17 protein-coding genes are annotated in these 24,077 nt (G+C 57.0%); 11 read left to right on the forward strand and 6 right to left on the reverse strand.

The genetic code is table 11. The features are described from left to right. Nucleotides 1-111: 111 nt before the first annotated feature. From panD to HMPREF9697_RS20365, 3 genes are all read right to left on the reverse strand, one after another. Nucleotides 112-507 (reverse strand): aspartate 1-decarboxylase, encoded by a 396-nt coding sequence (gene panD, locus HMPREF9697_RS08535; RefSeq protein WP_002716787.1) that lies wholly within the window; start codon nt 505-507, stop codon nt 112-114. A gap of 70 nt (nt 508-577) precedes the next feature. After that, on the reverse strand, nt 578-1,441 hold the full coding sequence (locus HMPREF9697_RS08540) for a 4'-phosphopantetheinyl transferase family protein (protein ID WP_244597914.1): 864 nt from the start codon (nt 1,439-1,441) through the stop codon (nt 578-580). A gap of 132 nt (nt 1,442-1,573) precedes the next feature. After that, the gene (locus HMPREF9697_RS20365) at nt 1,574-2,011 is read right to left on the reverse strand and encodes a GNAT family N-acetyltransferase (protein WP_040298414.1); all 438 of its coding nucleotides are present in this window, start codon (nt 2,009-2,011) and stop codon (nt 1,574-1,576) included. Nucleotides 2,012-2,082: 71 nt separating this feature from the next. On the opposite strand from HMPREF9697_RS20365, the gene HMPREF9697_RS08550 reads away from it, so the two are divergent. The 3 genes from HMPREF9697_RS08550 (at nt 2,083) to HMPREF9697_RS08560 (ending at nt 6,546) form a co-directional block, all read left to right on the forward strand. Then, nucleotides 2,083-4,575, forward strand: a complete 2,493-nt coding sequence (locus tag HMPREF9697_RS08550; RefSeq protein WP_283804941.1) for a condensation domain-containing protein — start codon at nt 2,083-2,085, stop codon at nt 4,573-4,575. A 97-nt stretch (nt 4,576-4,672) separates the two neighbouring features. Continuing rightward, a complete protein-coding gene (locus HMPREF9697_RS08555) occupies nt 4,673-5,404 on the forward strand; it encodes an ABC transporter permease (RefSeq protein ID WP_244597916.1) in 732 nt (243 codons plus the stop codon). A 2-nt stretch (nt 5,405-5,406) separates the two neighbouring features. Beyond that, entirely contained in the window at nt 5,407-6,546 is a 1,140-nt protein-coding gene (locus HMPREF9697_RS08560; protein WP_002716791.1) for an ABC transporter ATP-binding protein, read from the forward strand. 6 nt (nt 6,547-6,552) lie between these two features. On the opposite strand, the gene HMPREF9697_RS08565 is transcribed toward HMPREF9697_RS08560, so the two are convergent. Both HMPREF9697_RS08565 and HMPREF9697_RS08570 read right to left on the reverse strand, forming a co-directional pair. Further along, entirely contained in the window at nt 6,553-9,816 is a 3,264-nt protein-coding gene (locus HMPREF9697_RS08565; protein WP_244597918.1) for a non-ribosomal peptide synthetase, read from the reverse strand. A gap of 368 nt (nt 9,817-10,184) precedes the next feature. Then, nucleotides 10,185-12,446 (reverse strand): glycoside hydrolase family 113, encoded by a 2,262-nt coding sequence (locus HMPREF9697_RS08570; protein ID WP_002716795.1) that lies wholly within the window; start codon nt 12,444-12,446, stop codon nt 10,185-10,187. Between the two features lie 176 nt (nt 12,447-12,622). On the opposite strand from HMPREF9697_RS08570, the gene HMPREF9697_RS08575 reads away from it, so the two are divergent. From HMPREF9697_RS08575 to HMPREF9697_RS21310, 8 genes are all read left to right on the forward strand, one after another. Beyond that, on the forward strand, nt 12,623-14,383 hold the full coding sequence (locus tag HMPREF9697_RS08575; protein WP_002716796.1) for a type I secretion system permease/ATPase: 1,761 nt from the start codon (nt 12,623-12,625) through the stop codon (nt 14,381-14,383). Continuing rightward, nucleotides 14,380-15,696, forward strand: coding sequence for an HlyD family type I secretion periplasmic adaptor subunit (locus tag HMPREF9697_RS08580; RefSeq protein WP_002716797.1), 1,317 nt, complete (start codon nt 14,380-14,382; stop codon nt 15,694-15,696). The genes HMPREF9697_RS08575 and HMPREF9697_RS08580 overlap by 4 nt, the downstream gene beginning before the upstream one ends. Before the next feature lie 223 nt (nt 15,697-15,919). Beyond that, nucleotides 15,920-16,939: a patatin-like phospholipase family protein gene (locus tag HMPREF9697_RS08585; RefSeq protein WP_002716798.1), complete on the forward strand. Its 1,020-nt coding sequence runs from the start codon at nt 15,920-15,922 to the stop codon at nt 16,937-16,939. A 4-nt stretch (nt 16,940-16,943) separates the two neighbouring features. Next, a complete protein-coding gene (locus HMPREF9697_RS08590) occupies nt 16,944-18,395 on the forward strand; it encodes a GntP family permease (protein ID WP_002716799.1) in 1,452 nt (483 codons plus the stop codon). A gap of 556 nt (nt 18,396-18,951) precedes the next feature. Next, nucleotides 18,952-19,905 (forward strand): DUF4357 domain-containing protein, encoded by a 954-nt coding sequence (locus tag HMPREF9697_RS08595; RefSeq protein WP_002716801.1) that lies wholly within the window; start codon nt 18,952-18,954, stop codon nt 19,903-19,905. A 13-nt stretch (nt 19,906-19,918) separates the two neighbouring features. Further along, entirely contained in the window at nt 19,919-20,323 is a 405-nt protein-coding gene (locus HMPREF9697_RS08600) for a hypothetical protein (RefSeq protein ID WP_002716802.1), read from the forward strand. Then, on the forward strand, nt 20,320-21,093 hold the full coding sequence (locus HMPREF9697_RS08605; RefSeq protein WP_002716803.1) for a metallophosphoesterase: 774 nt from the start codon (nt 20,320-20,322) through the stop codon (nt 21,091-21,093). The genes HMPREF9697_RS08600 and HMPREF9697_RS08605 overlap by 4 nt, the downstream gene beginning before the upstream one ends. Next, entirely contained in the window at nt 21,090-22,691 is a 1,602-nt protein-coding gene (locus HMPREF9697_RS21310; protein ID WP_002716804.1) for an AAA family ATPase, read from the forward strand. Before HMPREF9697_RS08605 ends, HMPREF9697_RS21310 begins: the two co-directional genes overlap by 4 nt. A 293-nt stretch (nt 22,692-22,984) precedes the next feature. On the opposite strand, the gene HMPREF9697_RS08615 is transcribed toward HMPREF9697_RS21310, so the two are convergent. After that, nucleotides 22,985-24,076: a hypothetical protein gene (locus tag HMPREF9697_RS08615; protein WP_002716805.1), complete on the reverse strand. Its 1,092-nt coding sequence runs from the start codon at nt 24,074-24,076 to the stop codon at nt 22,985-22,987. Nucleotide 24,077: the final 1 nt, after the last annotated feature.

The following is a 24,077-nucleotide window of genomic DNA, read 5'->3' on the forward strand; positions in this document are numbered from 1 at the left end:
CAAAAGTAGACCCACAAACCGCACACTTATCAGCAGCATTTCCTGCAAGCGTATCATAAGGCCCTTGCTTCCAGATACAGGCATAAGACACCATTAGAGCGGTCGATCAGGTCAGACGCGCTCATGCGTCAACGACGCGGCCGCTGGCGGCAACGTCGAGTTAACTCGCCGATTCCTTTCGTCGACGAGAACAATCGAAGGCTTAAATGTGCGAGCTTCATCACTATCGAAGTTAGCGTAGGCAACGATAATGACCTTGTCTCCAGTCAACGCCAAACGCGCAGCAGCTCCATTAAGGCCGATGACTCCCGAACCCGCCGGAGCCTCAATCACGTAAGTGGAGAATCTGGCGCCAGTATCGATATTGTAAATATCAACTCTCTCATTGATGAAGAATCTAGCAGCCTCGATCAGATTGCGATCAATTGAAATCGACCCCTCATAATGCAAATCCGCCTCGGTAACCTGCGCACGGTGAATCTTGCCTTTCATCAAAGTTACTTGCATTTGAGCGCCTCCTCTGTAACTGTAACGTAATTTACTAAGCTTCGCGGCAGATGCACAATGCGCTCGGCGCTTACTGCAGACGACGCACATTCCCAAGATCAAAAAATTTAAGGTCCGCGGGCGCCCCGTCATAGACCAGCGCAACGGGATACTCATTACTGACCATAAAGCTGCTGATTCGCCACGATGCATGAACCCCTCTGAGAAAGCACGCCGGATCACCCGGCTCCAAATTCACATCGAAACTATCGAGGGCGATTTGCAAGCCGCGCCCACCTGCCTTGACGTAAGCCTCTTTGCGGGTCCAGCAGAGAAAAAAACCTTCACGTCGATTCCCTCGCGGAAGCTTGGCCAGCGATTGCATCTCACCAACTGAAAAATAATGCTGCGCGATGTCGTCGTATTCGACATCAAAGCGAACTCTCTCAACGTCCACCCCAATATTTCGATTTTGGCCGAAGGCGAAAACCGCAACATCCTGCGAATGGGACACGTTGAAACTCAACATCTCTCCGGCCGATTCAGCCGTGAGTGCCGGCTTCCCCTCCGGTCCCAGCAAAAACATCAGATCTTTAGGCCGTGCCTGAAGATATCGCGCCAGAAGTATCCTCAACGTTCCGCGAGTCGTTACGAATTTGTTTCGATCGCGATCAAGCCGGAAGCGCGCTGCGCGTTCGTTCTCGTCTTCGCTCAGATACGAATGGAGTAACGATTGGGTGCCTGCATCGGCAACCAAATGGCTCTGCCAAACGTGAATCTCATCCTCCCACAACGGAGGATGAGACTGCGGACTCTCCCACACAACTGAATCGAGCAAAGCGCCATCTCCTAAACTCTCAACCATGCTATGCGATCCGAAATTCGCATCGATGATGAATTTGATCGTCGACCATAGTGTGGCAATCGCCTCTCCATCGCGGATCAGCGATGCCACTATTCCGGATCATCGATAGTCGATTGAACCCTGATGACAGTCGGGCATTGCAACGAACGCCGTGCAGGGCAACCGGCGAGTTGCGGAGTTGCGCGTTCTGCACGTCGTGAACCACTTGGCCAACTGGTGTGGTCAGCGGCGGAACAGCTTTCGGAAAAGGCCGAGCCGACTATCTGCGTCCATGGATGCGGAGCTCTCAAGCGCACCAAACTCCTCATATCCATGCTTCTTGTAAAATCCAGAAGCCTGAAACGCATAAGAAGTCAGCCAGACCCCTATGCATCCTTGCTCTCGCGCCGCGCTTTCGATCGCCGCAAGAAGGCGGGAACCGAGGCCCTGACGACGGCCAGATTCGGCCACATACAGCAGTTCAACGAACAACCACCCATAAAGGATAGATCCCCAAACACCGCTGGATGCCTCACCAGTATCAGGGTCTCTTACGATGATGGCGATATTTCGATAGCCACTTTGCCCACCACGAGCGGTGTTATCGCGAACCAAGGAGCGCAACAGCGCTTCATGATCACGAGTATCAGGTGACCAGTCGACGAATAGCTCGTGTTCCATGCTCTAGCCCACATTATCGATGCGAGCGGCTACCTGGAGACATTTTTGCGGCTCAAGAATGTCAAATTTCTATGAGACCTACTAAAGCCTTGCAAGAAGGGGGACTCATTCGCTTGTCTCAAAAGCATCCCGGTATCGCAGCTTCTTTGGCGACGGACGATACGACGGAACCGCTACTCAACTCCGAACCCGCATCAGCGTCACAGCGTCGGACATGGTTCATGGAGCTTATCGCTCCGGGTGTTCCGCAGCATCACCTGCCGTTCGCGCTTGAGGTTTTCGGAAAGCTTGATCTTGCGGCACTCCAGCTCAGCCTGGATTTTATTGTCGAGCGGCACGAGGCTCTCAGGACGCTATTCGTCGACGACAACGGAACACTACGTCAAGTTATTGGCGATCTTCGTCCTAAAGTCATGCTTGTCGATGCGCCATCCGGTCCCACACCCGACTTGAAGACGATTCTTCGCGAGCAGGTTGCCGCTCCGTTTGATCTTAGCCGTGGCCCCCTGGTTCGTCTGGCTGTCGTCACGCGCGCGCCGGGCGTCCATATTCTGGTGTTCGTCCTGCATCATATCATTGCCGACAATCTCTCACTTGGTCTGTTCGTGCGTGAGATAGCACAGGCTTATACATCATTTGATGCTCGCAATCTTCCTGAACTTACACCACTGCCTTGGCAATACGCTGACTTCGCAATAGCCGAAGCACAGTGGCTAACCACTCGTACATTTCACGCCCGCTTGCAGGATTATACGAATAAACTCAGCACGAAATTGGCGCAGCTGGACTTCGGCACAAGACGAGCCGTCCGCTCGGGGCAGATGGGGGCGAGTAATCTCCTGCCTGTTGACGCTGCAACGCTAGACCGTCTCAGGGAGGTCGCGCAAGAAACCGGAGTCACCTTGTTTACCGTATTGCTCGCAGCGCTCCAAACAGTGCTTGCGCCCTACGCGAATGGGCCTGACTTCGTCATCACCGTGCCCGTGGCCGGCCGTGGCAGCGATGGAGCTGAGGGCATCATTGGCCCGTTTGCCAACGCGATCGCACTGAAGGCCAGCGCTCACACCGCTCAGACCATCGCCGAACTTGTGGCCGATGTCGGGCACCAACTCGTGGATGCCCTCGAGTATGAAAACGTGCCCTGGGATGCGCTTGTGCGTGCCACCAATCCATCGCGCTCTCGTGATGCGGCTCCGCTCAGCCAGGTGATGTTTTCCTCGGTCGCAGTGCCCAGCCTATTCCAGCGCTTTGGACGCCTGCCTTGCCGGCCAACATGGGTCCCCTCGCCCGCCCCAACGTCCGATCTTTTTGTCACTGCTTCCGAGACACCCGATGGTCTCTTGTGGATCGGTTTTGACAGCCGGCCGGGCAAGGTGCCACCTCGCACCGTCTCCCGTATCTCGAATGCGCTACGAATCGCGCTCGATCAAATTGCTTATGGGAATATCAACACGATTGAAGCTTATCCGAGAAGGGGCACAAGCAATGCCCGCTCGTCGCACGATCCCAAGGCCGTTGGAGTTATTACCAGCCCAGCCCCCCGTCTTGTTCGCAAGGCCTCAACAGCGTCGTCGGAGCATCGTGAGGCCTTAGAGAAAGTCATCGCGGAGCTATGGCTGCAATTCCTCGGTTCTCCACCAGCCCACATGCGTGAGGATTTCTTTGACGCCGGCGGCGATTCGCTCATGGCTGTGCGGCTGATGTCCGCGCTATCGCGCCGCCTGGACCGGAAGTTGCCGGTGGCGCTGTTCTTCGAGAACCCGACGGCGAACGGACTGGTGAACGGCCTTACGGAAAGTCGTTCTAAGAACGAACCAGACCATGCCGTTACCAAGATCACCGAAGGGAGCGATGGACGACTGCTGTTCATGTGCAGTGCGCAGCGCAACAGCATCCAGATGGCAAAAGCACTCGGGCCGGGGCCGACGGTCTACAAGCTGGACGTTTACAACCTTCAGGAACAGCGGCTGCTCGCGGACCTACCCATGTTCGATAGCATTGAAGCTATCGCCAAAGAATTTCTGTCCAGGATAAGGGCCGTTCAACCCAAAGGTCCTTACCTGCTGGCAGGCGGATGCGAGGGCGGCATCGTGGCTTTCGAAATGGCGCTGCAGTTACAGCAAGCAGGCGAAGAGATTGCACTTCTTGGGCAACTCGACACGCCCGTTCGCGGCTTCTTTGAATCGAAAGCCGTCCTGCGCCCTGTCCGAATTGTCAAACGATCGTTCGAAGTTTGGTATCGCCGGACGTTTAGACCGAATGCACAAGGATATGAATGGCACCTACGCATTTGGGGAGGAATCTGGCCTGCTGTGCGCGCGTATTACCCTGGGCACTTGTTCGATGGTAACGTTCACCTCTTCAGGGCTGCCCGAACTTTTGGCATGGCCGATGTCGCCTCGAACTGGGATAGCCGGATCAGCGGTCAGGTCGTGATATACGATGTGCCCGGTGGCCATCACGACTGGATGGAATATTCGCAGAGCGCCGCCACTGTCCGCGCCGCCTTGGACGAGATCGTACCCCCTGCTTCAACAGTCGCGAGGAAACAACTCGTTGTCTGAACGAACTGTCACCATCATTCGGAGCACAGTGCCTGCCCTAAGTCGTGTATCCGGCGGGCTCCGTGAACTTATGGCGTATCGCGAGCTCCTCAGATACATGACGATCAACCGACTGCGGGTGCGTTATCAGAACAGTTGGCTTGGCTGGGCGTGGGCGATCCTGCAGCCTCTCGCATTTCTGGGATTTCTGACCGTAGTCGGTTCTGCAATCGGCGGCCATTCGAACTCGGGTATTCCCTATCCGCTCTTCATTCTCGCCAGTCTCTCGCCATGGACATTCTTTGCAACTTCACTGAGTACAGCTGCTGCGGGTGTGCTGAGTAGCAGAGCACTCCTCGCCAAGGTATACTTCCCCCGCGAGGTCATACCGCTGTCTTACGTCTTTGCTGCGCTTGCCGACCTCATCATCGCAACCGCCCTGACGATGGCAGCCCTCGTCTATAGCGGACATAGCATTCCGGCGACCGTGATCGAGCTGCTGCCCATTTCCCTCATTCTGGTTATCTATGCAGCGGCCTTTTCGTTAATGCTCTCGATTGCGCAAATCGGATTCCGCGATATCGCGATCGGACTGCCTCTGCTGCTGCAAGGAATGCTATTCACAACACCTGTGCTGTATCCTTTGGCTGCCGTTCCAGCGCAGTGGCGAGCAATCTACGAACTCAATCCTCTGGCGCTTCTAGTCGAGGCCTTCCGGGGCGCACTGATCGGCAAGCAAACCATCAGCGTCGAACAGCTTATTTACGCGTCCGCTATTGGATTGGTTCTGTTCGGCATCGCATATTTCATATTCAAGACGGCCGAGCCGAACATGGTCGACGAAATTTAGCCATGGCTCCCGTCGATATCGCCGTCCGTAATGTGTCGAAGTCCTATCGCGCTCAACGCGACGGCAGGCGCAGCATACTCGGGTCGACAAAACGCATTCAGGCCCTGAAAGAGATCAGCTTCAACGTTCAGCGTGGCGAAGCGCTGGGCATTGTCGGGCCGAATGGCTCCGGCAAGACGACGTTGATCAAGTTGCTAGCCCGCATCACTTCTCCTGACAGTGGCGATATTACCATCTCTGGTCGGCTCATGTCACTCGTGGAGGTCGGAGCGGGCTTTCACCCTGAACTCAGCGGCCGTGAGAATATTTTCTTGAACGCGGCGATCTTCGGAGTGTCGGTCGCCGAGGTGCACGAGCGCTTCGAGCGCATATTGGAATTCTCAGGCCTCGCCAACTTTATCGATGCCCCGATCAAAACCTATTCATCGGGCATGTTCGTCAGGTTGGGATTCGCGATTGCCTCGCAGCTTGACGCAGACATCCTTCTGCTCGACGAAGTGCTGGCTGTTGGCGATCTGGCTTTCCAGGCCCGCTGTATCGATCGGATCGAGGAAATCCGGCGTTCGGGGCAAACGATACTTCTTGTTTCGCACGATCTCGCAGCGGTTGAGAGGCTCTGCGACAGAGTTCTTCTGCTCACCTCAGGTGAGATGGCTGGCGAAGGCAGCCCGCGCGACATGATCGAAAAATATCAAATCAGCGCGACCAAGCGCATTCCAGATTCAAATTTGAATTTCGAGAATGGCGGCATCACCCTGCGTGGTGTCAGCTTCATTTGCCATGATGGCGCCCAGCCCAGAACTGGGGCCCCGCTGACTGTTCGCGTCGGCTATGAGTCCGATATATCCATTGACGACGTCGTCTTCACCGTCAGCTTCATCTGGCCTAGTGGTTATATCTGTACCGAGTTGGTATCGCCCTCTACGACACTCGCCGCAGGACAGGGGTATGTCGTTTTCGACTGTCCTATCCTCGCTATTCAGCGCGGGCTATACACAATCGATCTCACAGTCACGACCGTCTCCGGAAACGTTCTGGCCAAGCGCATACGCGCGGCGCCATTCCGTGTAGATCCCGGCCTTATCGTGCAAGGCGATTTCTACATGACGCACAGCGCAAGGCTTGAACGGGACAAAATCTAAATCGCCTCAGTTCACGCCCAGCTTGACACTTCGTATCAGCGCATCCAGTTCTTCCGGCGGAAGCTTGGCAAGGCGGTTACGCAAATCATTCAATCCCGTTCTTGAGCGCGCTCGAGGCCTGATTTCCGTCAACTCCTCATCGTCAACCGGAGGAGCGTTTTTTACGGCATTCGAGAAACCTGCCAGCGTCGGGTTGTCGAACAGCGCCCGGATAGGAATGTCAATGCTAAATCGGCGCCGTACACGCACGATGACTTGCATAGCAAGCAATGAATTGCCTCCGAGGTCAAAGAAATCGTCGGTGGAGCTAATTGCTTCGTCACGCAATACGGCCCGCCAAATCTCTGCCACATCGGCATTCACCGGCATCGCGCTCGGTTCAACCTCATGACGCGCGGGCGCATCAGCCAGCGATTTGAGAGCCATCTGGTCGATCTTGCCGCTCGGCAAAAGCGGAAGCGCGTCAACCACGAACAGCTTGGCCGGCACCGCTGCCGACGGCAAACGTTCCTGAAGGAATGCACGTAGCTCGCCCGGCACAGGAGCCCTCTGTTTCTGGTGGCCGACGGCGAATGCGACCAGCCGTTGCTGGTCCGCATCGCCCACGATCATCGCCGCGGCGTCCTTCACTGTGGTGTGGCTGCGGAGCGCGCCCAGAACCTCATCGAGCTCCAGCCTGACACCCCGCAACTTCACCTGATTGTCGTTGCGGCCGAGATAAAGGATTGTGCCATCCGCCCGGCAAACCCCGCGATCGCCAGTATTGAACAGTATCGACGAAGGATCGCCCGTGATCGGGTTGGCCATGAAGCGCTCAGCAGTCAGATCAGGCTTGCCCCAATAGCCAAGTGCCAGGCAAGCGCCGCCTGCATGGATCACGCCGGGCATACCTACCGGCGCAGGCTGGCCCAAGCGATCGAGAACGTAGACCTGCGTATTGGCAATCGGTTTGCCGATCGGCACGGGCCCTTCGATGTCCGCATCCTGAATTTCGTGAACAAGAACGTCGGCCGCAACCTCCGACGATCCATAGAGATTGATCAGCTTTCGGTCAGGGCAAGCAAGCTTGAAACGTCCCACAAGATCGGAGGTGAGAACTTCGCCACTCACCGACCACATCCGGAGCGCCGGCAGGCGCCGGCCCAGATCGGGGGCGTGATCGAGCAGCACGCGCAACAACGTCGGCACCAGTACAATTCGGGTGACGCTGTGCTGTTTAAGCAAAGCGATAAATCTTTCAGGATCAAGAAGGTCTTCATCCGGAATGATTACCGTTGGTACACCTGCCAGCAACGAACCCAGCATTTCCCAGACAGAATCAACGAATCCTATCGATGTCTTGCAGCAGGTCACCTCGTCGCGTGCAAACGGATAAGTCTCATGCATCCAGTCGATACGATTCATCAAGGCCTTCGTCGCGCCCATGACGCCCTTTGGCACTCCGGTGGAGCCAGACGTGAAGAGGACATAAGCGAGATCGGCACTCGCTGCTGTATCGATCGTCTCGGCCGGGTTGCTCCAAAGCAGCGCGTCCCGGTCCATCACAATCACTGAGAGCCCGGCAGGTAAGCGGCCGGACAGAACACGAAGGGTAAGCACGGCCCGACAACCCGCCAACTCGACGAGTTGCGCAAGCCGTTTATCCGGTTGCGCCGTATCGAGAGGAACCCACGGTATGCCAGCGATCAAGCAGCCCAGGATCGCCGCAAAGGCATCGATCGAGCGGGGTAGAAAAATGCCGACCAGCTCTGCCGGATGACCGCGCAAAGCTGTTGCGACCTGCCCTGCACACCGAGCAAGCTCGCCAAAGCTGATCCGCTGATCATCAGAAATGAGCGCAACGTCGTCCGGCCTTTTGGCCGCCATCATAAGAAAGAGCTCTGCGGGTGTGTGTCTCGGATATTCACGTGACGTGGAATTCCACTCAAACACCGCACGTTGCCACTCGCCTTTATCAAGAAATTTAACGCTACTGATCGGTCGCTCAGGTTCTTCGACACCTGCTTTCAGAATACGCTCAAACTGATCAGCCATTCGCGCCATCATCGACGGATCGAAAAGTTCGCTGTCATACTCGAATGAACAAGCCAGCCCCTCCCCTTCGATGATCTCAAGCGTCAGATCCAGTTTGGAGACGCCCGGATCGGTGTCCATGTCCTGAACATGCAGGCCGGCCAGCTTCGGCACCTGATGCCGGAAGTTCTGAAGTACGAACATGACCTGAAAGATCGGGGAGTGGTCGCGGGTTCGCGGACCACCCATATCAGCCACGATCCGCTCGAACGGAACGTGCTGGTGTTCAAACGCGTCAAGCAAAACGGAGCGGTTGCGAGCCAACATCGCAGCAAATGAGGGATCACCTGATAGATCCCCGCGCAGCGCCAGGGTGTTCACAAAGCAACCGATGAGATGCGAGAAATCCTCGTCACGACTTCCCGACACTGGCGTGCCGACCACGACATCGTCCGTATCGGCCCAACGTTGCAAAAGGATTTGAAACGCCGATAGAAGCCCCATGAAAAGAGTGGCACCATGGCGGGAGCACACTGCCCGCAGCGTCCTGGTGAGACGTTCATTGATGTCGAATACAAAACGTTTGCCGCAGTGGCCCCGCTGGGCTGAACGCGGACGAACGGTCGGCAGCGCAAGAACAGGGGGGGCACCAGCAAGCGCTTTCCGCCAGAACGCGACGTCCTGTTCATATGCAGGCCTCGCATACAGCCGTTCTTGCCGCTCAGCGAAATCAACATATTGAAACGCAAGCTCCGGTAGGAGCGCCGACTTGCCGCTCCGGCTAGCCTCGTAGAGATCGGCAAGCTCGTCAAAGAAAGATCCCATGGACGAGCCATCGATGATGACATGGTGAAACACGACCAGGAGTACGTGCTCTTCATCTGACATCCGAACAAGGGCAACCCTTAAGTGCGGCGGAACAGCAAGATCAAAGGTTGTTTGACACATTCGTGTCGCGAGAAGGTCCACTTGAACTCGACGCTCAGATTCCGGTAGCGAACTGATGTCGCGTTCTTCGACAGCGAATGAGATTTCACCATGCACATGCTGCAGAATCACCCCATTTCGCTCGACCAATCCCGTCCGCAGGACGTCGTGGCGTGCGATAAGTTCATCAAAAGCACGTGCGAGGCTATGCTTGTGGAGCGTTCCTTCGAGCCGCAACACCCTTAACAGATTGAATACGGGCGTTCCTGGATCGATTTCATTTGTCAACCAGAACGCGCGTTGCTGAGCAGAGGCTACCAAGTCCTGCAAAAGCGGGCTCCATTCTCGATGAGGAACAAATGATCATTCCCCGATTTCACATCTTGCTTGAGCGCATCCTCAACTGCGCGCAAGTTGCGGCATGGAACCTGCCGCTTTCAGGGGTGAAGTACTTACCTCAGATTGGCCACTGAATGGGGCGGCACAGCGACCGCAATATGCCCTCGTTTAGAGTGGCGCGCTGAAAGAAAGGTGGGATACGGGCCGAGTGATCAACCGCGCTGGAGCCGCGACATTTCTCGCTTATTGATCAGTTTTTTCGCAGAAAAAATTATGCCCGTATTGGAAGATACGCGAGTTCTCAATCTGGCAGTCAATAATTCAGGCAACAATCCGAGCTAACTCACTCAGATAAATCCTCAGACAAACCGAAAATCATCCACCGATAGATGATCGAGGCGTGTATTTTGAAGATCGATCGTATTGTTTGCATCGGCTGTAATGATCACGTCAGTTCCCTCTTGAATCATATGTGACTGCAGCGAGTTGAAATCTGAAAAAACGGTGTGATCAAACTGGATAATATCCCGTTCGCCATTCGTATTATGAAAGTCTGAAATCACATCCTTGCCGAAACCCGGTCCGAAGATAAACGTATCATTGCCCGAACCACCGCTCAGATAATCGTTTCCGGCTCCGCCCGTCAGCTTGTCATTGTCGTTACCGCCATAAAGAAATTCATTGCCGGTGCCCCCTTGGAGAGTATCGCTCCCATCATCTCCATACATCCTATCAGCTGCGGGACCACCCTTCAGGGTATCGTCGCCGTCGTTCCCGTGCATGATGTCATTTCCACCGCCGCCAGACAGATAGTCCGCGTCGGGTCCGCCATTCATCACATTTGCTGTCCATCCGCCGTAAAGCTGGTCTTTTCCGCGCCCCCCATCGAGCAGAGCCCCATTATCTATGGATACGGTCTTGATGATATCGTTGCCGTCATCGCCATAAAGCTGGCTGTAAGCTGTCGCCGTGCCCGGACCACCGATGATCTGATCATCTCCGGTTCCGCCGTGGATGACGTCTGCACCCGCGCCTCCGGTAATCACATCGTTACCCGGTCCTCCATCAATCGTATCGTTATCGGTTTGATCACCGGAAAATAGATTCTGATGATCGTCCATGTCGAAGTGGATGGCCCGATTTCCGTATAGACTACCGGTACCGGGCGAGCTTGGGTTAATCGCATCCGGTATCGACAGTTCATGGCCGTTCACGGTGACATCTTTGATGAAAAGATTGCGATCTGCACCAGTCACATCATCATATCCGTCGTTGATGAATCCGACGTCGAGACTCGTCACAGCACTCGGATTATGAAATGTGAAGGTGTGGCTCTGGTATTCAGTGGAGTCTGCTGCATTGTGGAACTCGACCGTGCCTCCGACTTGCTGACCGTTGATCAGCAATTGCATTTGCGCTCCGATACCATTGACGACCGTTCCGTAGCCGGTCACCGTGATCATGGTCTCCGACAAAGGCGAAATCGTGCTTGGGCCGCCAGTGATCGTATCATTTCCGGCTCCGCCGTGAATTACGTCGTTCCCAAGGCCGCCGGCAACCATGTCGTTGCCACTTCCCGCATCAATCACATCAGCCACCGGTGAGCCATTTTCGACAAGTGGAGGCGGCTGGATATGTCCTCCAAACCAGTCAGTGATTAACGACTGTGCAGGTTTTCCCATCGGGGAGTAACCAGTCGGCGAATAAAGATTATTGGTATCCCAATTCCAGATTTGAACGCCCTTAAACCAGCTGCCACCTTCGGAGCTCCACACCTGAAAAAGAGCATTAAAGGCATCCGCCTGCTCCTTCACGTCAGGCGTCGTGCTGCCGCTCCATCCACCCGGGCTAATATTAGTTCCATCGAGACTCCGATAACCCGTCTCAGTAAAAAGAACCTGCTTGCCGTATTCTGTCGCAAGTGAATGAAAAAAATCGACCGGGGATTTGTAATCCAACGCAGCCGCCCAATAATTATCTTTGGGCACATTATTCCAGGCTGCAATCATCTCATTGACAGATGGGTCGAGTTGCGATGTCAGCGGCGGATAAGCATTAATTCCGATCTCATCCAGCTGGTCCCAGAAACTGACATGACTCGCCTCGTCCGTTGCAGCCGAATAAGTAAGCTGGCCGTGATAAACTTGCCGGATAGAATCAATGAGATCAGTCCAATCGCTTTGGTATTGTGGTCCGCTCAGGCTGCTGAGTTCATTGCCAATTGACAGCGATCCCGCACCCGCCTGCTGGGCGACTTGTGCAAAATCCAACATCTGCGCCTTGTAGGATGCGAAGAATGCAGCCGGATCAGACGGCACGATTTTTGACCCCGCAGTCGTTCCATCCAACCCCGAAAGCATCGGCTTGAGTAAAACCGTCAGACCCAGTGCGTGTGCGTTGGAGATGGCTGCTGCGATATTGGCATCACTTTCAGTCTTATTCGGATCGTCGATGACGTCATTTGAATTCTTTGTTTGAAGAAAAATCCGCGGCGCAAGTTCTATGGAGTTGGCGTTGGTACCGGCTATTTCCTGCATCGCCGCCTGGGCTGAGCTGCTAACGAACGCCCCGTTATAGTTCGACAAGAATCCAAATCCTTGAATCGGAAAGACGTCAGCCATCGCATTCTCCACCGGTCGCTTAGCGCCACAACTCCTTCGACCGCTCTCCGTTCCAAATTAGAAACTACAACACGAATGATGCGGGATACGCCGCATTTTTGATCTCATCTGAGCGGACCAATGGCTTTCGTATGTCGTTGCTTACACGAAGCGACGCCAATCGAGAGAGTCGAGCGATGGCAAAAATGAGAGCCGACCCTGCCGACACGGCATCATCCCCTCGTACGATCGGGGCAAGCCTGAGAGCGCGCAGCGGCGAGTTAGCCGCGGTCGCCATCTATAGCGGCGCAATCAATATCCTGATGCTCACCGGCTCACTCTTCATGCTCCAAGTGTACGATCGCGTCCTACCGAGCCACAGTGTGCCAACCCTGATCGGCCTTTTCGTCATTGTCGTCTTTCTTTATTTAGCGCAGGGATCGTTGGATATGATCCGCTCCCGTATCATGGTACGGGTTGGGCGCTCGCTTGACCAAGATCTAAGCCAACGCGTGTGCCGCGCTGTACTCCAACTTCCTCTTCATAAGCCGAGCAACGCTGACGGTTTGCAGCCGCTGCGCGATCTCGACCAATTGCGCAGCTTTCTGTCTAGCGCCGGTCCGATCGCATTTTTTGATCTTCCATGGATCCCGCTCTATCTCGCGCTGTGCTTCGCATTTCATTTCTGGATCGGCATGACGGCGACAGCGGGTGCTCTCGTGTTGATTGGCCTCGCGCTAACGACCGAATTTCTCGTGCGCCGCTCGAGCAGGAACGCTGTCGGCCATGGAATAGTGCGATTAACAATGGCTGAAGCAGGTCGGCGCAATGCCGAAGTTATCGCTGCAATGAGTATGACGTCTGCGCTCTGCAGAAGATGGCAGGAAATCAACACGAACTATATGGACGGCCAGCAGCAAGTATCCGACATTTCGGTAACACTCGGCGCATTTTCGCGGGTTTTCCGTATTCTTCTGCAGTCGGCGGTTCTCGCGGTGGGCGCCTATCTGGTGATTCAGCAGTCTGCAACCACCGGCGTCATCATTGCAAGCTCCATCCTCACCTCGCGCGCGCTGGCGCCGGTTGAACTCGCGATCGGACACTGGAAAGCGTTTCTCGCCATCCGCCAAGGTTGGCACCGTCTTGCAATCCTCTTGGAAAAACCGACTGTGGTCAAAGATCCGCTCCCTTTGCCTGCGCCTTACCGGAGCATCTCGGTCCAAGGCGTACATGTCGCACCACCGGGACAAAGTACGCACGTTGTCCGTGAAGCTACATTCGAACTTGCCGCAGGCGAGGCATTGGGACTGATTGGCCCGAGCGCATCAGGAAAATCCTCACTGGCCCGAGCACTCGTTGGTATCTGGCAACCCACAAGCGGAACGGTTCGACTCGATGGAGCACCGCTTGAGCGTTGGTCGGCAGAAGCCTTGGGGCGACATATCGGTTTCTTGCCTCAAAATATTGAGCTGTTCGATGGCTCGGTTACCGAAAATATCGCGAGGTTCGAAGCTTGCCCTGATCCGAATGCCGTGATCTCGGCAGCACAGGCTGCAGGAATTCACGAGATGATTCTCGCTCTGCCAGATGGGTACGAAACCAGAATCGGGGAAGACGGCACGGTCCTCTCCGCCGGTCAGCGCCAGAGAGTTGCGCTGGCGCGAGCCCTCTATCGCGATCCATTTCTTATCGTGCTTGACGAGCCGAATTCCAATCTGGATGCAGAAGGAGAGTGTGCTTTGACGTCCGCTATCCTAAACGTAAGGGAACGCGGCGGCATCGTCATCATCATCGCCCACCGACCCTCGGCGCTAATCGCGGTCGATCGTGTCGCCGCGATGGCTAAAAGCCGAATTCAAGCCGTTGGTGCGAAGGAAGATATACTACGGCGGGTGCTGCTTCCTCCAACAGAATCTGAGCGAATTCCCGCGAAGAACACCTGCGGAGCGGCGACATGACCGCTGTGGCCCTGCCCCCTTCATCACAGATAATACGATCCACCCGGCGCCACGTCATAGCCGGTGCCATTGTCCTGATAACGCTGACTTGTGGATTTGGGGGCTGGGCGGCTATTACAAACATTGCAGGTGCGGTGATCGCAACCGGGACGATTACAGTCGATAGCAATGTCAAAAAGGTACAGCATTTGACCGCGGGCATCGTCGGGGAATTACACGTCCGCGACGGCGATGAGGTCAAAGCCGGACAAGTCTTGATTCGTCTTGACGATACGGTACCTCGCGCAAATCTCGCGGTGATCGTCAAAAGTCTTGATGAATTAACAGCACGAGAGGCGCGCCTCACCGCCGAGCGCGATGGCTCGCATGAAATAAGTTTTCCGAAAAGACTTCTGTCCCACGCGCAAAGTTCGGAAGCCGCGCATTTGATGGCTGGCGAAACACGATTGTTCATTTTCCGCAGCGATGCACGACAGGGACAGAAGAAGCAGCTTCAGGAACAGATCATTCAGTTGCGGGAACAAATTCGGGGCTATATCGGGCAAGTCGAGGCTGGGAAGCGGCAAAACGAACTCATTCAGAAAGAAATCGAGGGCGTCGGCGAGCTATGGAAGAAGAATCTCGTTCCTCTGTCTCGTCTCACGGCACTTCAGCGGGAAGCTGCGCGTCTAGACGGTGAAAACAATCGACTTACCGCCTCGATCGCGGAATCGAGAGGAAAAATTTCCGAAATTGAATTGAAGATTATTCAAATCGACCAGGATTTGAGAAGTGACGTCGCCAGAGAATTGAGGGAAATCCAAGGCAAAATCGCCGAACTGGACGAGCGCAGAATTGCGGCAGAAGATGAACTCAAACGAATTGATATCCGTGCGCCGCAGGATGGCATCATCCATGAATTATCGGTTCACACTATCGGAGGAGTCGTTTCACCCGGCGAACAGATCCTGCTGGTCGTTCCGGACCACGACGCGCTGATGGCTGAAACGAAGGTTGCCCCCCGCGACATCAATAATGTCTCTGTGGGACAACGGGTCGTTTTGCGTTTTCCAGCATTCGACATACGAACGACACCTGAAATCAACGGCACCGTGACGATCGTTTCGGCCGATGCGACCCAGGACCAGAAATCCGATGCAAGTTACTATCGAGTTCGCATTCAAATTCCTTCGGACGAGATAGGACGGCTCGGGAAAAACAAGCTCGTGCCGGGCATGCCTGTTGAATCCTTTATCGAAACAACTCCGCGAACAGCGCTGTCGTATTTCGTCAAGCCTCTCCGGGATCAAATTACAAAAGCGTTTCGAGGATAAACGCCGTTATGCGCTAAAAGCGGCCATTCACGACATCGGCAATCTCTGAAGCACCGCGCTCCCCGTTGGAGAAACCTGGTATTATCCATACCCTTCCTTTGGCCCGCGTCCATTGCGGGCACACCCGTTCCGGTTTCCCTCGATCGCCGCTCGAGCGAGGCTCTTGGTAATCGTCGTGTTTCCTGCCAAGGTACTCCGACATCTTGCTGCTCAGACTGTGCCGATGAACCGAGAACCAGTGCTGATTGATCTCGCTCTTCAGGGAGGCGGCTCTCACGGTGCATTCACGTGGGGGGTCCTCGACCGGTTTCTGGACGAACCTTGGCTGCAGATCGCAGGAATCTCCGGCACCTCCGCCGGCGCCATGAATGCAGCAGTCCTGGTAGACGGCTGGATGAGGGGTGGGGCTGACGGGGCGCGCGCAGCGCTTGAGCAATACTGGCGACGTGTATCCGACGCCGCCGTCTTAAGCCCGCTGCAGCGTTCTCCGCTCGACCGGCTTCTCGGGCGCTGGTCGCTCGATACGTCACCAGCCTATATCGCCACGGATCTGATGTCGCGCCTCTGGTCGCCTTACGATCTCAACCCGACGGGGTTCAACCCGCTGCGTGATATTCTCGCCGAAAGCATCGACTTCGAGCGCCTTGTCCAGTCGCCGATTAAGCTGTTCGTCACCACAACACATGTCCGCACCGGCCGCGGTCGCATCTTTCGCAACGCAGAGATCACGGTGGATGTGCTGTTGGCCTCGGCCTGTTTGCCGACGATGTTCCGTGCGGTCACGATCGACGGAGAGTTCTACTGGGATGGCGGCTACGCTGGCAATCCAACGATCACACCGCTCGTTCGCGAAACCGACTCGCACGATACAATCATCGTTCAGATCAACCCGACCGAACGGTCGGAGGAGCCGCGCAGCTCGGCTGAGATTCTCAACCGCCTCAACGAAATCTCCTTCAACGCGACACTATCGAAGGAACTGCGCATGATCGCGCTGCTGCGTCAGGTCGCCGATCCGGGGCACGGTGAAGGCGAGCGATGGGCGAAGATGCGCATGCATCGGATCAAGAGCGACATGCTGACCGGATTGGGCGCCTCTTCCAAACTCAATGCCGAGCGTGCGTTCATCTCCAAACTACACAAGGAGGGTCGCCGGGCCGCCAATGAATTCATCGAGACCTACGGCGCCGATCTGGGCAACCGCTCCACCACCGATCTCGATATCCTGTTGACGGAGTGCTAGGCACATGGATCTTCTCGGCATCCTTGCCGGGCTTGGCCTCCTCATCTGGCTCGCCTTCCGGGGGTGGAGCGTCCTGCTACTTGCGCCAATCGCTGCGCTTGTCGCAGCATTGTTCGGCGGTGAACCGCTGCTTGCCCACTGGACGCAGACGTTCATGGGCAGCGCCGCAACGTTCATCGCACAATTCTTTCCGATCTTTCTGCTGGGGGCGGTATTCGGGAAGCTGATGGACGACAGCGGTGCGGTATCGTCCGTTGCCGACTTCATCACGCGGCACCTGGGCGAGAAGCGAGTCATCCTCGCGGTCGTCCTTGCAGGTGCTTTCGTCACCTATGGTGGCGTCAGCCTGTTTGTCGCCTTCTTCGTGATCGTACCGATGGCACAATCCTTGTTCGTCAAGGCCTCCATTCCTCGCCGACTTCTGCCCGCAGCCGTTATTCTTGGCACGTCAACCTTCACCATGTCGGCATTGCCGGGCACGCCCTCGATCCAAAATGCAATCCCGATGCCGTTCTTCGGCACGACACCTTTCGCAGCGCCCGGCCTCGGCCTCGTCGCCTCGCTCGTCATGCTGGGCACAGGGCTCTGGTGGCTCGGGAGGGCAGAAAGAATAGCTCGCCTTTCCGGCGAAGGTTACGGCACCGACGCTCCTTCCCCCGGCGAAGCGATGGCGAACGAACTGGTACGCGAACGCGCCACCGCCACCGGAGAATTCGACCCAGCGGAAATCGCCCATGGTCAGCGCAGCCAGATGGCAGCACCTGTTCTGAGTGCCGCCACGCCGCTCGTCGTAGTCGTCGTGGTCAATCTTCTGATGTCGCTCGTTATCCTGCCAAGGATCGACACCACCTTCTTAGCGGAAGCACGATGGGGCGGTACATCGCTTGCCGCCGTCGCCGGCGTCTGGTCTGTGATCACCGCGCTCGCGGCGGCGATCGTAACGGCCATTGCCTGCAATTGGAGACGGCTGCCATCCCTACGGAAGACCATCGACGCAGGCGCCAATGCCTCTGTACTCCCAGCGCTGAGCGTTGCCAGCCTCGTCGGCTTCGGTGCGGTGGTCGCCGCCCTACCAGCCTTCGCCACAGTAAGAGACTGGGTTCTCGACATGGAAGGTGGCCCGCTCGTATCGCTTGCGATCGCCACCAACCTGCTGGCGGCGCTAACAGGCTCGGCCTCCGGCGGTCTGACGATCGCACTCGACGCGCTCGGAAATATCTATATGGGGATCGCTGTGCGGGAAGGCATCAACCCCGCTCTCCTGCACCGTATCGCCGTCATCGGATCGGGAACGCTGGACATCCTACCGCACAATGGTGCCGTCGTGAGCCTTCTTGCCATTTGTGGCGTGACCCATCGCGAGAGCTATTTCGATATCGTCATGGTAGGCATCGCAACCTCGCTCCTTGCCCTGATTGCAGTGATCGTCCTCAGCACGATCTTCGGCTCGTTTTGATAACTTAGGCCGACACCTCACCCTACCTACTCCGGCTCGCTAAACAGTTCAAAAATCCATCTGCCGGAAGGGTGCATTTCGCAAAGAGCGCTCTGTTAACCATCGCGCGTTTTGTATCGTTTACGTATCTAGCTTTTTGATTTGGCGGCCTCCACGTTGGTGGGGCCAGAGCGCGAGAGCTTTGGCGGCCGCCGCTCGGTGCTTGCAACACCAAACGACGGCCTAACCACAACCGACTTTACAGGAGTCAGTCATGGCTGAGTGCCAGTTTATCCGCGATTCGCGGTCCCCTTCCCATCCCTTGTTGTCGATGATTGCTGCCCGTTTGGGGTGGCACGGACGGACCTTGTTCCGTTCTGGCGGCCTAGTGCCGCTGGGCCTGCCTGTCACCGGCTTCTCATCCGCCATCTAGCGATCGGCTGCCCTGGGCGGCGTGCGTCAAGCGCGCCTCAAGGTTTGGCGGTCTCATGGCTTGCGCTCATTGGTGTGAGCGCGGCAATGGACGCGTGCGCCCTGCCCTCAGGACCCGATCCCTTTCAGCAAGGGATTCTCATCAATGTCTTCCGTTTGTCAGCCTGCCTTTGACGCGGGCACCACCACCATCATCCATCGCCCGAAGTCCGGGATTACCGGGTTTCGGGATATCATCGACGAGGCCTCGAGACTCTCGGTCTGCGCCTTTCCGTTTGCGCCGGTCGACGAGGAACTGCGCAACCGCCTGTCCTGGCTGCCGGCCTGTTATATCCTCTCGAACGGCCGCGAGATCTATGTCGGCGAGACCGGCAACATGGCGCGCCGGCTCGGCGAACATCTGGCCGATCCAGATAAATCGTTCGCCAATGAAGTCTTCGTCGTCAGCGGCCTCGCCCACCGCTGGTACGACAAGTCCGGCCCGATGTTCCTGCAGGAGCGCCTGACGCGGCTGGCGGAAGCCGCCGGCTTCGTCACGGTGCGAAAAGACAAGAACCCGCCGCAGACCGAACCGACTTCGTGGCATCGCACGACACTGGAGCGGATCGTCACGGATGGGGAGCGGCTTCTGTTCGATGCCGGCTGCCGCGCGTTCCACTCCAACAATACCAAACCAGTTGCATCTTTGATGCCTGCATTGGTGCCCTCCTACACGCTCGATGACGAGGACGACGAGAACTGCCTGATGCAGATCGGCGTCTCCACGGCGCCGATCGGCTCACAGGAGTACGAGCTCAACTACTGCGGCATCTGGGCGCGAGGTTATCCGCTCGGCGACAACTTCGTTGTGGCCGCAGGGTCCGAGGTTCGCAGCACCATCAATCCCAGTGCGCGGCCGATCGTCAAAACCCGTCATGAGGCCCTGCGGGACGCCGCCGCCCTTGCTCCAATCACCGGGGTCGAGGACCGGCTTCGCCTCACGGTGGCGGTTGCCTTCCACTCGCTCAACACCGCTGCCCAGGTGGTGTGCGGCGCACAGGCCACAGCACGGCTCTGGCAACGGCTCAGCCATGCCAGTCCCATCATCGTGGCAGCATGAGGAGGGTGAGACCATGACACATGCTCTCGACAAGACCTTCCCATGGGATTGGTGGCGGACAACGCCGCCCAGCCGTCTCGACGCAACGCATCGTTATACTCTGCGACGATCGCTGGCGCAGATCGCCGTTCTTGGCGAGCCGGGATGGCAACGGGCCGTGGCCGGCGATGCCGCAGAAGCGATCGGCATTGCCCTGCCGCTCATCCACAGTGGCGAATCCGGCTTGCGCCTCGACATCGTGATGAGCGCAGTTCTGCTGTGTGCCCTGAACGGCAATCCCGCCGCGGCGCTGATGCTCGCCCATGCCCTCGATAGCAAGTCCCATCAGGACCTGTGGCCACTCACCGAGCGCTGGCTGGCCAGAATCCCGACGCCAAAGACGCCCAAGTCCGAGCGTTCGCAGGGAGGTGCAGCATGAAGCTTCAGATCTTTAGCGACCTCCATGCCGATATCTATCCAGCTAAAGCGATCCAGCTTCAGCCGGACATCGATGCGGTGATCGTGGCCGGCGACACCTGCGAAGGCGCCGACAAGGCCTTCGCCACCTTGCGCGGGATCGTGCCCCTCGAGATCCCGATCATCATGGTGCTGGGCAACCACGAATTCTATCGCCGCTGCTTGCCAGAGGAAGTCGCACTGGCGAAGGAACTCGCTCCGCAGTTCAACATCCATCTGCTCGAGAACGAGACAGTGATCTTGAACGGCGTCCGCTTCATCGGCGCTAGCTTGTGGACCGACTACAGGCTCTTCGGGGAGCACGCCGCACCGCTCATCATGGCGCACGCGCAGGAGGTCATGAACGACCATCGCCTGATCGCCTGGTCCAAGCAGCCATTCCACCGCTTCCGCCCGACTGACGCCTGGCGGCTGCACCTGGAGTCACGCCAGTACCTGGAGACAGTGCTGAGAACGCGGTTTGACGGCGCCAGCATCGTCGTCACCCATCATGCGCCGCATCCCGGATCGCTGCATCCGGTCTACAAGGATGATCTGCTATCGGCGGCCTTCGTGTCCGACCTGTCGACGCTGCTGGAAGGTCCTCATGGGCCTGACCTGTGGGTGCATGGCCACGTCCATCACTCCTTCGACTATGCCGTCCACAAGACGCGCATCGTCTGCAACCCCAATGGCTATGGCGACGAGAACCCGGCCTTCAACCCCTCCTTGGTCGTGGAGGTGGGGTCATGAGCAAGCCGTTCGATGACAACGACGATGACGACAACAGCAGCAGCCTTGGCCCCGACGACAACGGGGATGCGGGCGAGGAGATCAGCATCACTATCGACGACGAGCGGCTCCTGTTGGGGACAGCCGCCGACAGTGGCGACCTCAAAGACGAGCGGCTCAGCCTGCATCGGCTGTTCCGTTACGGCCTGCTCAGCGACGAGCATTCAAGCCTTGTCGAAGAGCGGCTTGCCGCCGAGATCAATCAGGTTGCACCAAAAGTGGCGCTGGAGCCCTGGCTGATCGCCAAGGACTATGCCACCGGCGCACTTCTGGCCGAGGAGCTGGATCGTCTTGCCACGGCAGAGGACCGGGCGATCCTGCGCAGTCTTTCCGACTGCGTACGGCTATTGTCCTTGCCAGCACCCCATATCGCCTATGATGCGAAGGCCTACTGGCGCGTCACGGCCGCCCTGTTCGCCGCCCGCAAGAAACGCTGGCATGTGTTGAGCAAGCCGATGCTGGCCGAGGTGGAATCCTTCCTCTACGGCTGGGCGGCAGCACCTCTCGTGCTGCAGGTCACACCCGAACTGCAGCACTACGACCTCGCGGTGGATGCGGCTCTCGGTTTGGGCCACTTCATGGTGACCTGCCGCATCCAGGCCGCCCAGGAGGAAGTTCGCAACGAGTACCGCCATCGCGACGACGACCAAACATCGGATAAGACGGCCACCAGTAAGGATTCTGCTCCCGATGACGTGCCGGAGGACCATGTCATGGTCTGCTCCCTGCCCGAACAGAGGGCCAGCTCTTCAAACCTGACCAGGACCTACAAGTCCGCGATCAACTCGCCTTTGCCACTCACCTTGGCTCCACCGCTCCCCAAGGTGCGCGCAACGCTGCTGTTCGAGTTCCCTTACGCACAGGAGGCGATCGACGCCATCCTGTCCGATCTCGTCGGCCAGCGGGGCGTGAGACTCAAGCCAACCCTGCTGGTTGGCCAACCTGGCGCGGGCAAGTCCCGCTTTGCCAGGCGTCTGGCCGAAGAGCTCGGCCTTATTGTCTGGCGCGTCGACGGCGCGCAGTCGGACGGCTCAATCTTTGCCGGCACCGACCGGCGCTGGCACTCGACCGAGCCCTGTCATCCGTTCATGGCGGTGCACCGCGCGGGCCACGCCAATCCGCTCGTGCTAATTGATGAGCTCGAGAAGGCCGCAACCCGATCCGACCATGGCCGGCTGTGGGATTGCCTGCTCGGCTTCTTCGAGCCGGAGACCGCCGCGCGTTATCCGGATCCTGCGCTACAAACCGCGCTCGACCTGTCGCACGTCAATTACATCATGACGGCGAACAGCACCGATGCCCTGCCCTCACCGCTGCGGGACCGGTTGCGCGTGATCAGCTTCCCCACGCCGCAAGCCCGAGATCTCGACGCACTGCTACCCGCGATCCTCGCCGGCATCGCCATTGAGCGCCAGCTCGATCCGCGCTGGATCATCCCGCTGGACGGCGACGAGTACCACGCCACTGCGTATCATTGGCGCGGCGGCTCCGTCCGGCAACTCAAGCGGATCGTCGAGGTTATTCTCAAAGCACGAGAGAAAAACACCGTGCCGAACTAAGCCCGATCGCAAAGAAGGCAGCCGCCGGATGCGGCTGCCTGTACAATTGATTCAGGCAATCACTTTTCGTCGGCCTGACACCACGCAACACTTCCGCCGACAATGCCGGTGAACGGCTCAAAGCCTGCAGAACGCGCGCATGGAATGATCCCTTGAGAAAACTAGGGGCTGCTGCATGTGGAAGTCGCCAGCCCTTCGGCGCTTGGCAGCTGAGCACAGGTCAATCCTGATTGAATGTACGTTAAATCTGGAACCCGAACTGCGTTGATCCCCTTCGTCATAGTCAGCCCGTATCAGGCAATCTTTTTGCGTTGGGCAGACTGTGCTACTCGGTTTAATTCAAGCCGGTCGTTAACGTTTTTCACTGTCTCATCGAGCACGCCATTGCGCATGCCGAACTGGGCCGCAATCTTCTGAACAAGGAGATCAACGCGCTCAATATTTGGAGCCCCTGCGAACAATGCGCGTGCTGCCGACGACGGCTTTGACAATCCCTGCGCCGCTGCTGCATATTTTTCGAACGGAACAAGATCACTCGGCGCAGCACCAAGCTTTATGCAGACCTGCTGCACCCAACTGTAGATCGCCCGCGACTCTTCAGGATCAGAGTGCACAGCATCTCGAATCGAGCGGATCTCGCTAGCCTGAACGCATCGATAATTTCCCGTCAGCAGCATTGCCCATTTTGCGGTCGGAACGAATAGCGAGTCGTGCACTTTCAACTTTACGGGAACTTCGAGATCCCCATCCTTTACTGAAATGCGCGCGGCCTCAATATCGGCCTGGATCGCTCGTAGCATCGCTGTGTCTTGCGGCCGCACGAAGGCTGCAGCCTTAAAATTAGTGGGAAGCGTTACCTGCAGTACATTCAACCCTTCCTCGGGCGGTCGAAATGCCTGTGGGTCTGGACTACAAAGCGTCATCAGATCAGAATCGAAGATATTCCATACTTTTGACGCGGAGAAACATTCGGCCAATGCATCAACATTAAGCCTCGGTATGCGTCGAAGAAATGTCTGCGGCGGCATGTTCATGATCGACATGGTCGGTATACGTCGGCGCGCAATTTGAGCCATCAGATCTTCAAGGCTCTTGGCAGCATATTGTGGTTCCTGCATTGCGAGAACCACTAGATCACACTCATTGAGATTTGCATCTGCCGGACTCTCGGCGCGGATTGTTCCAATTACCTCCTTGGACTTAATCTCAGCCAAGCCTGCATGTCCACGAATGGGGAAGCGAACAATAGTGCCCTCACTATTGATAAGGTCTGCTTCCTCAGGCAGACACACCAACGTCACCCGGTGGCCACCCATCGCAAGTTTGGTTGCAAAAAGAGAGCCGTACGACGCACCGAGAATGAGCACTCTGTACTTATCTGACATT

Origin of the sequence: Afipia felis ATCC 53690 (assembly GCF_000314735.2) — a bacterium.
Lineage (GTDB): Bacteria > Pseudomonadota > Alphaproteobacteria > Rhizobiales > Xanthobacteraceae > Afipia > Afipia felis.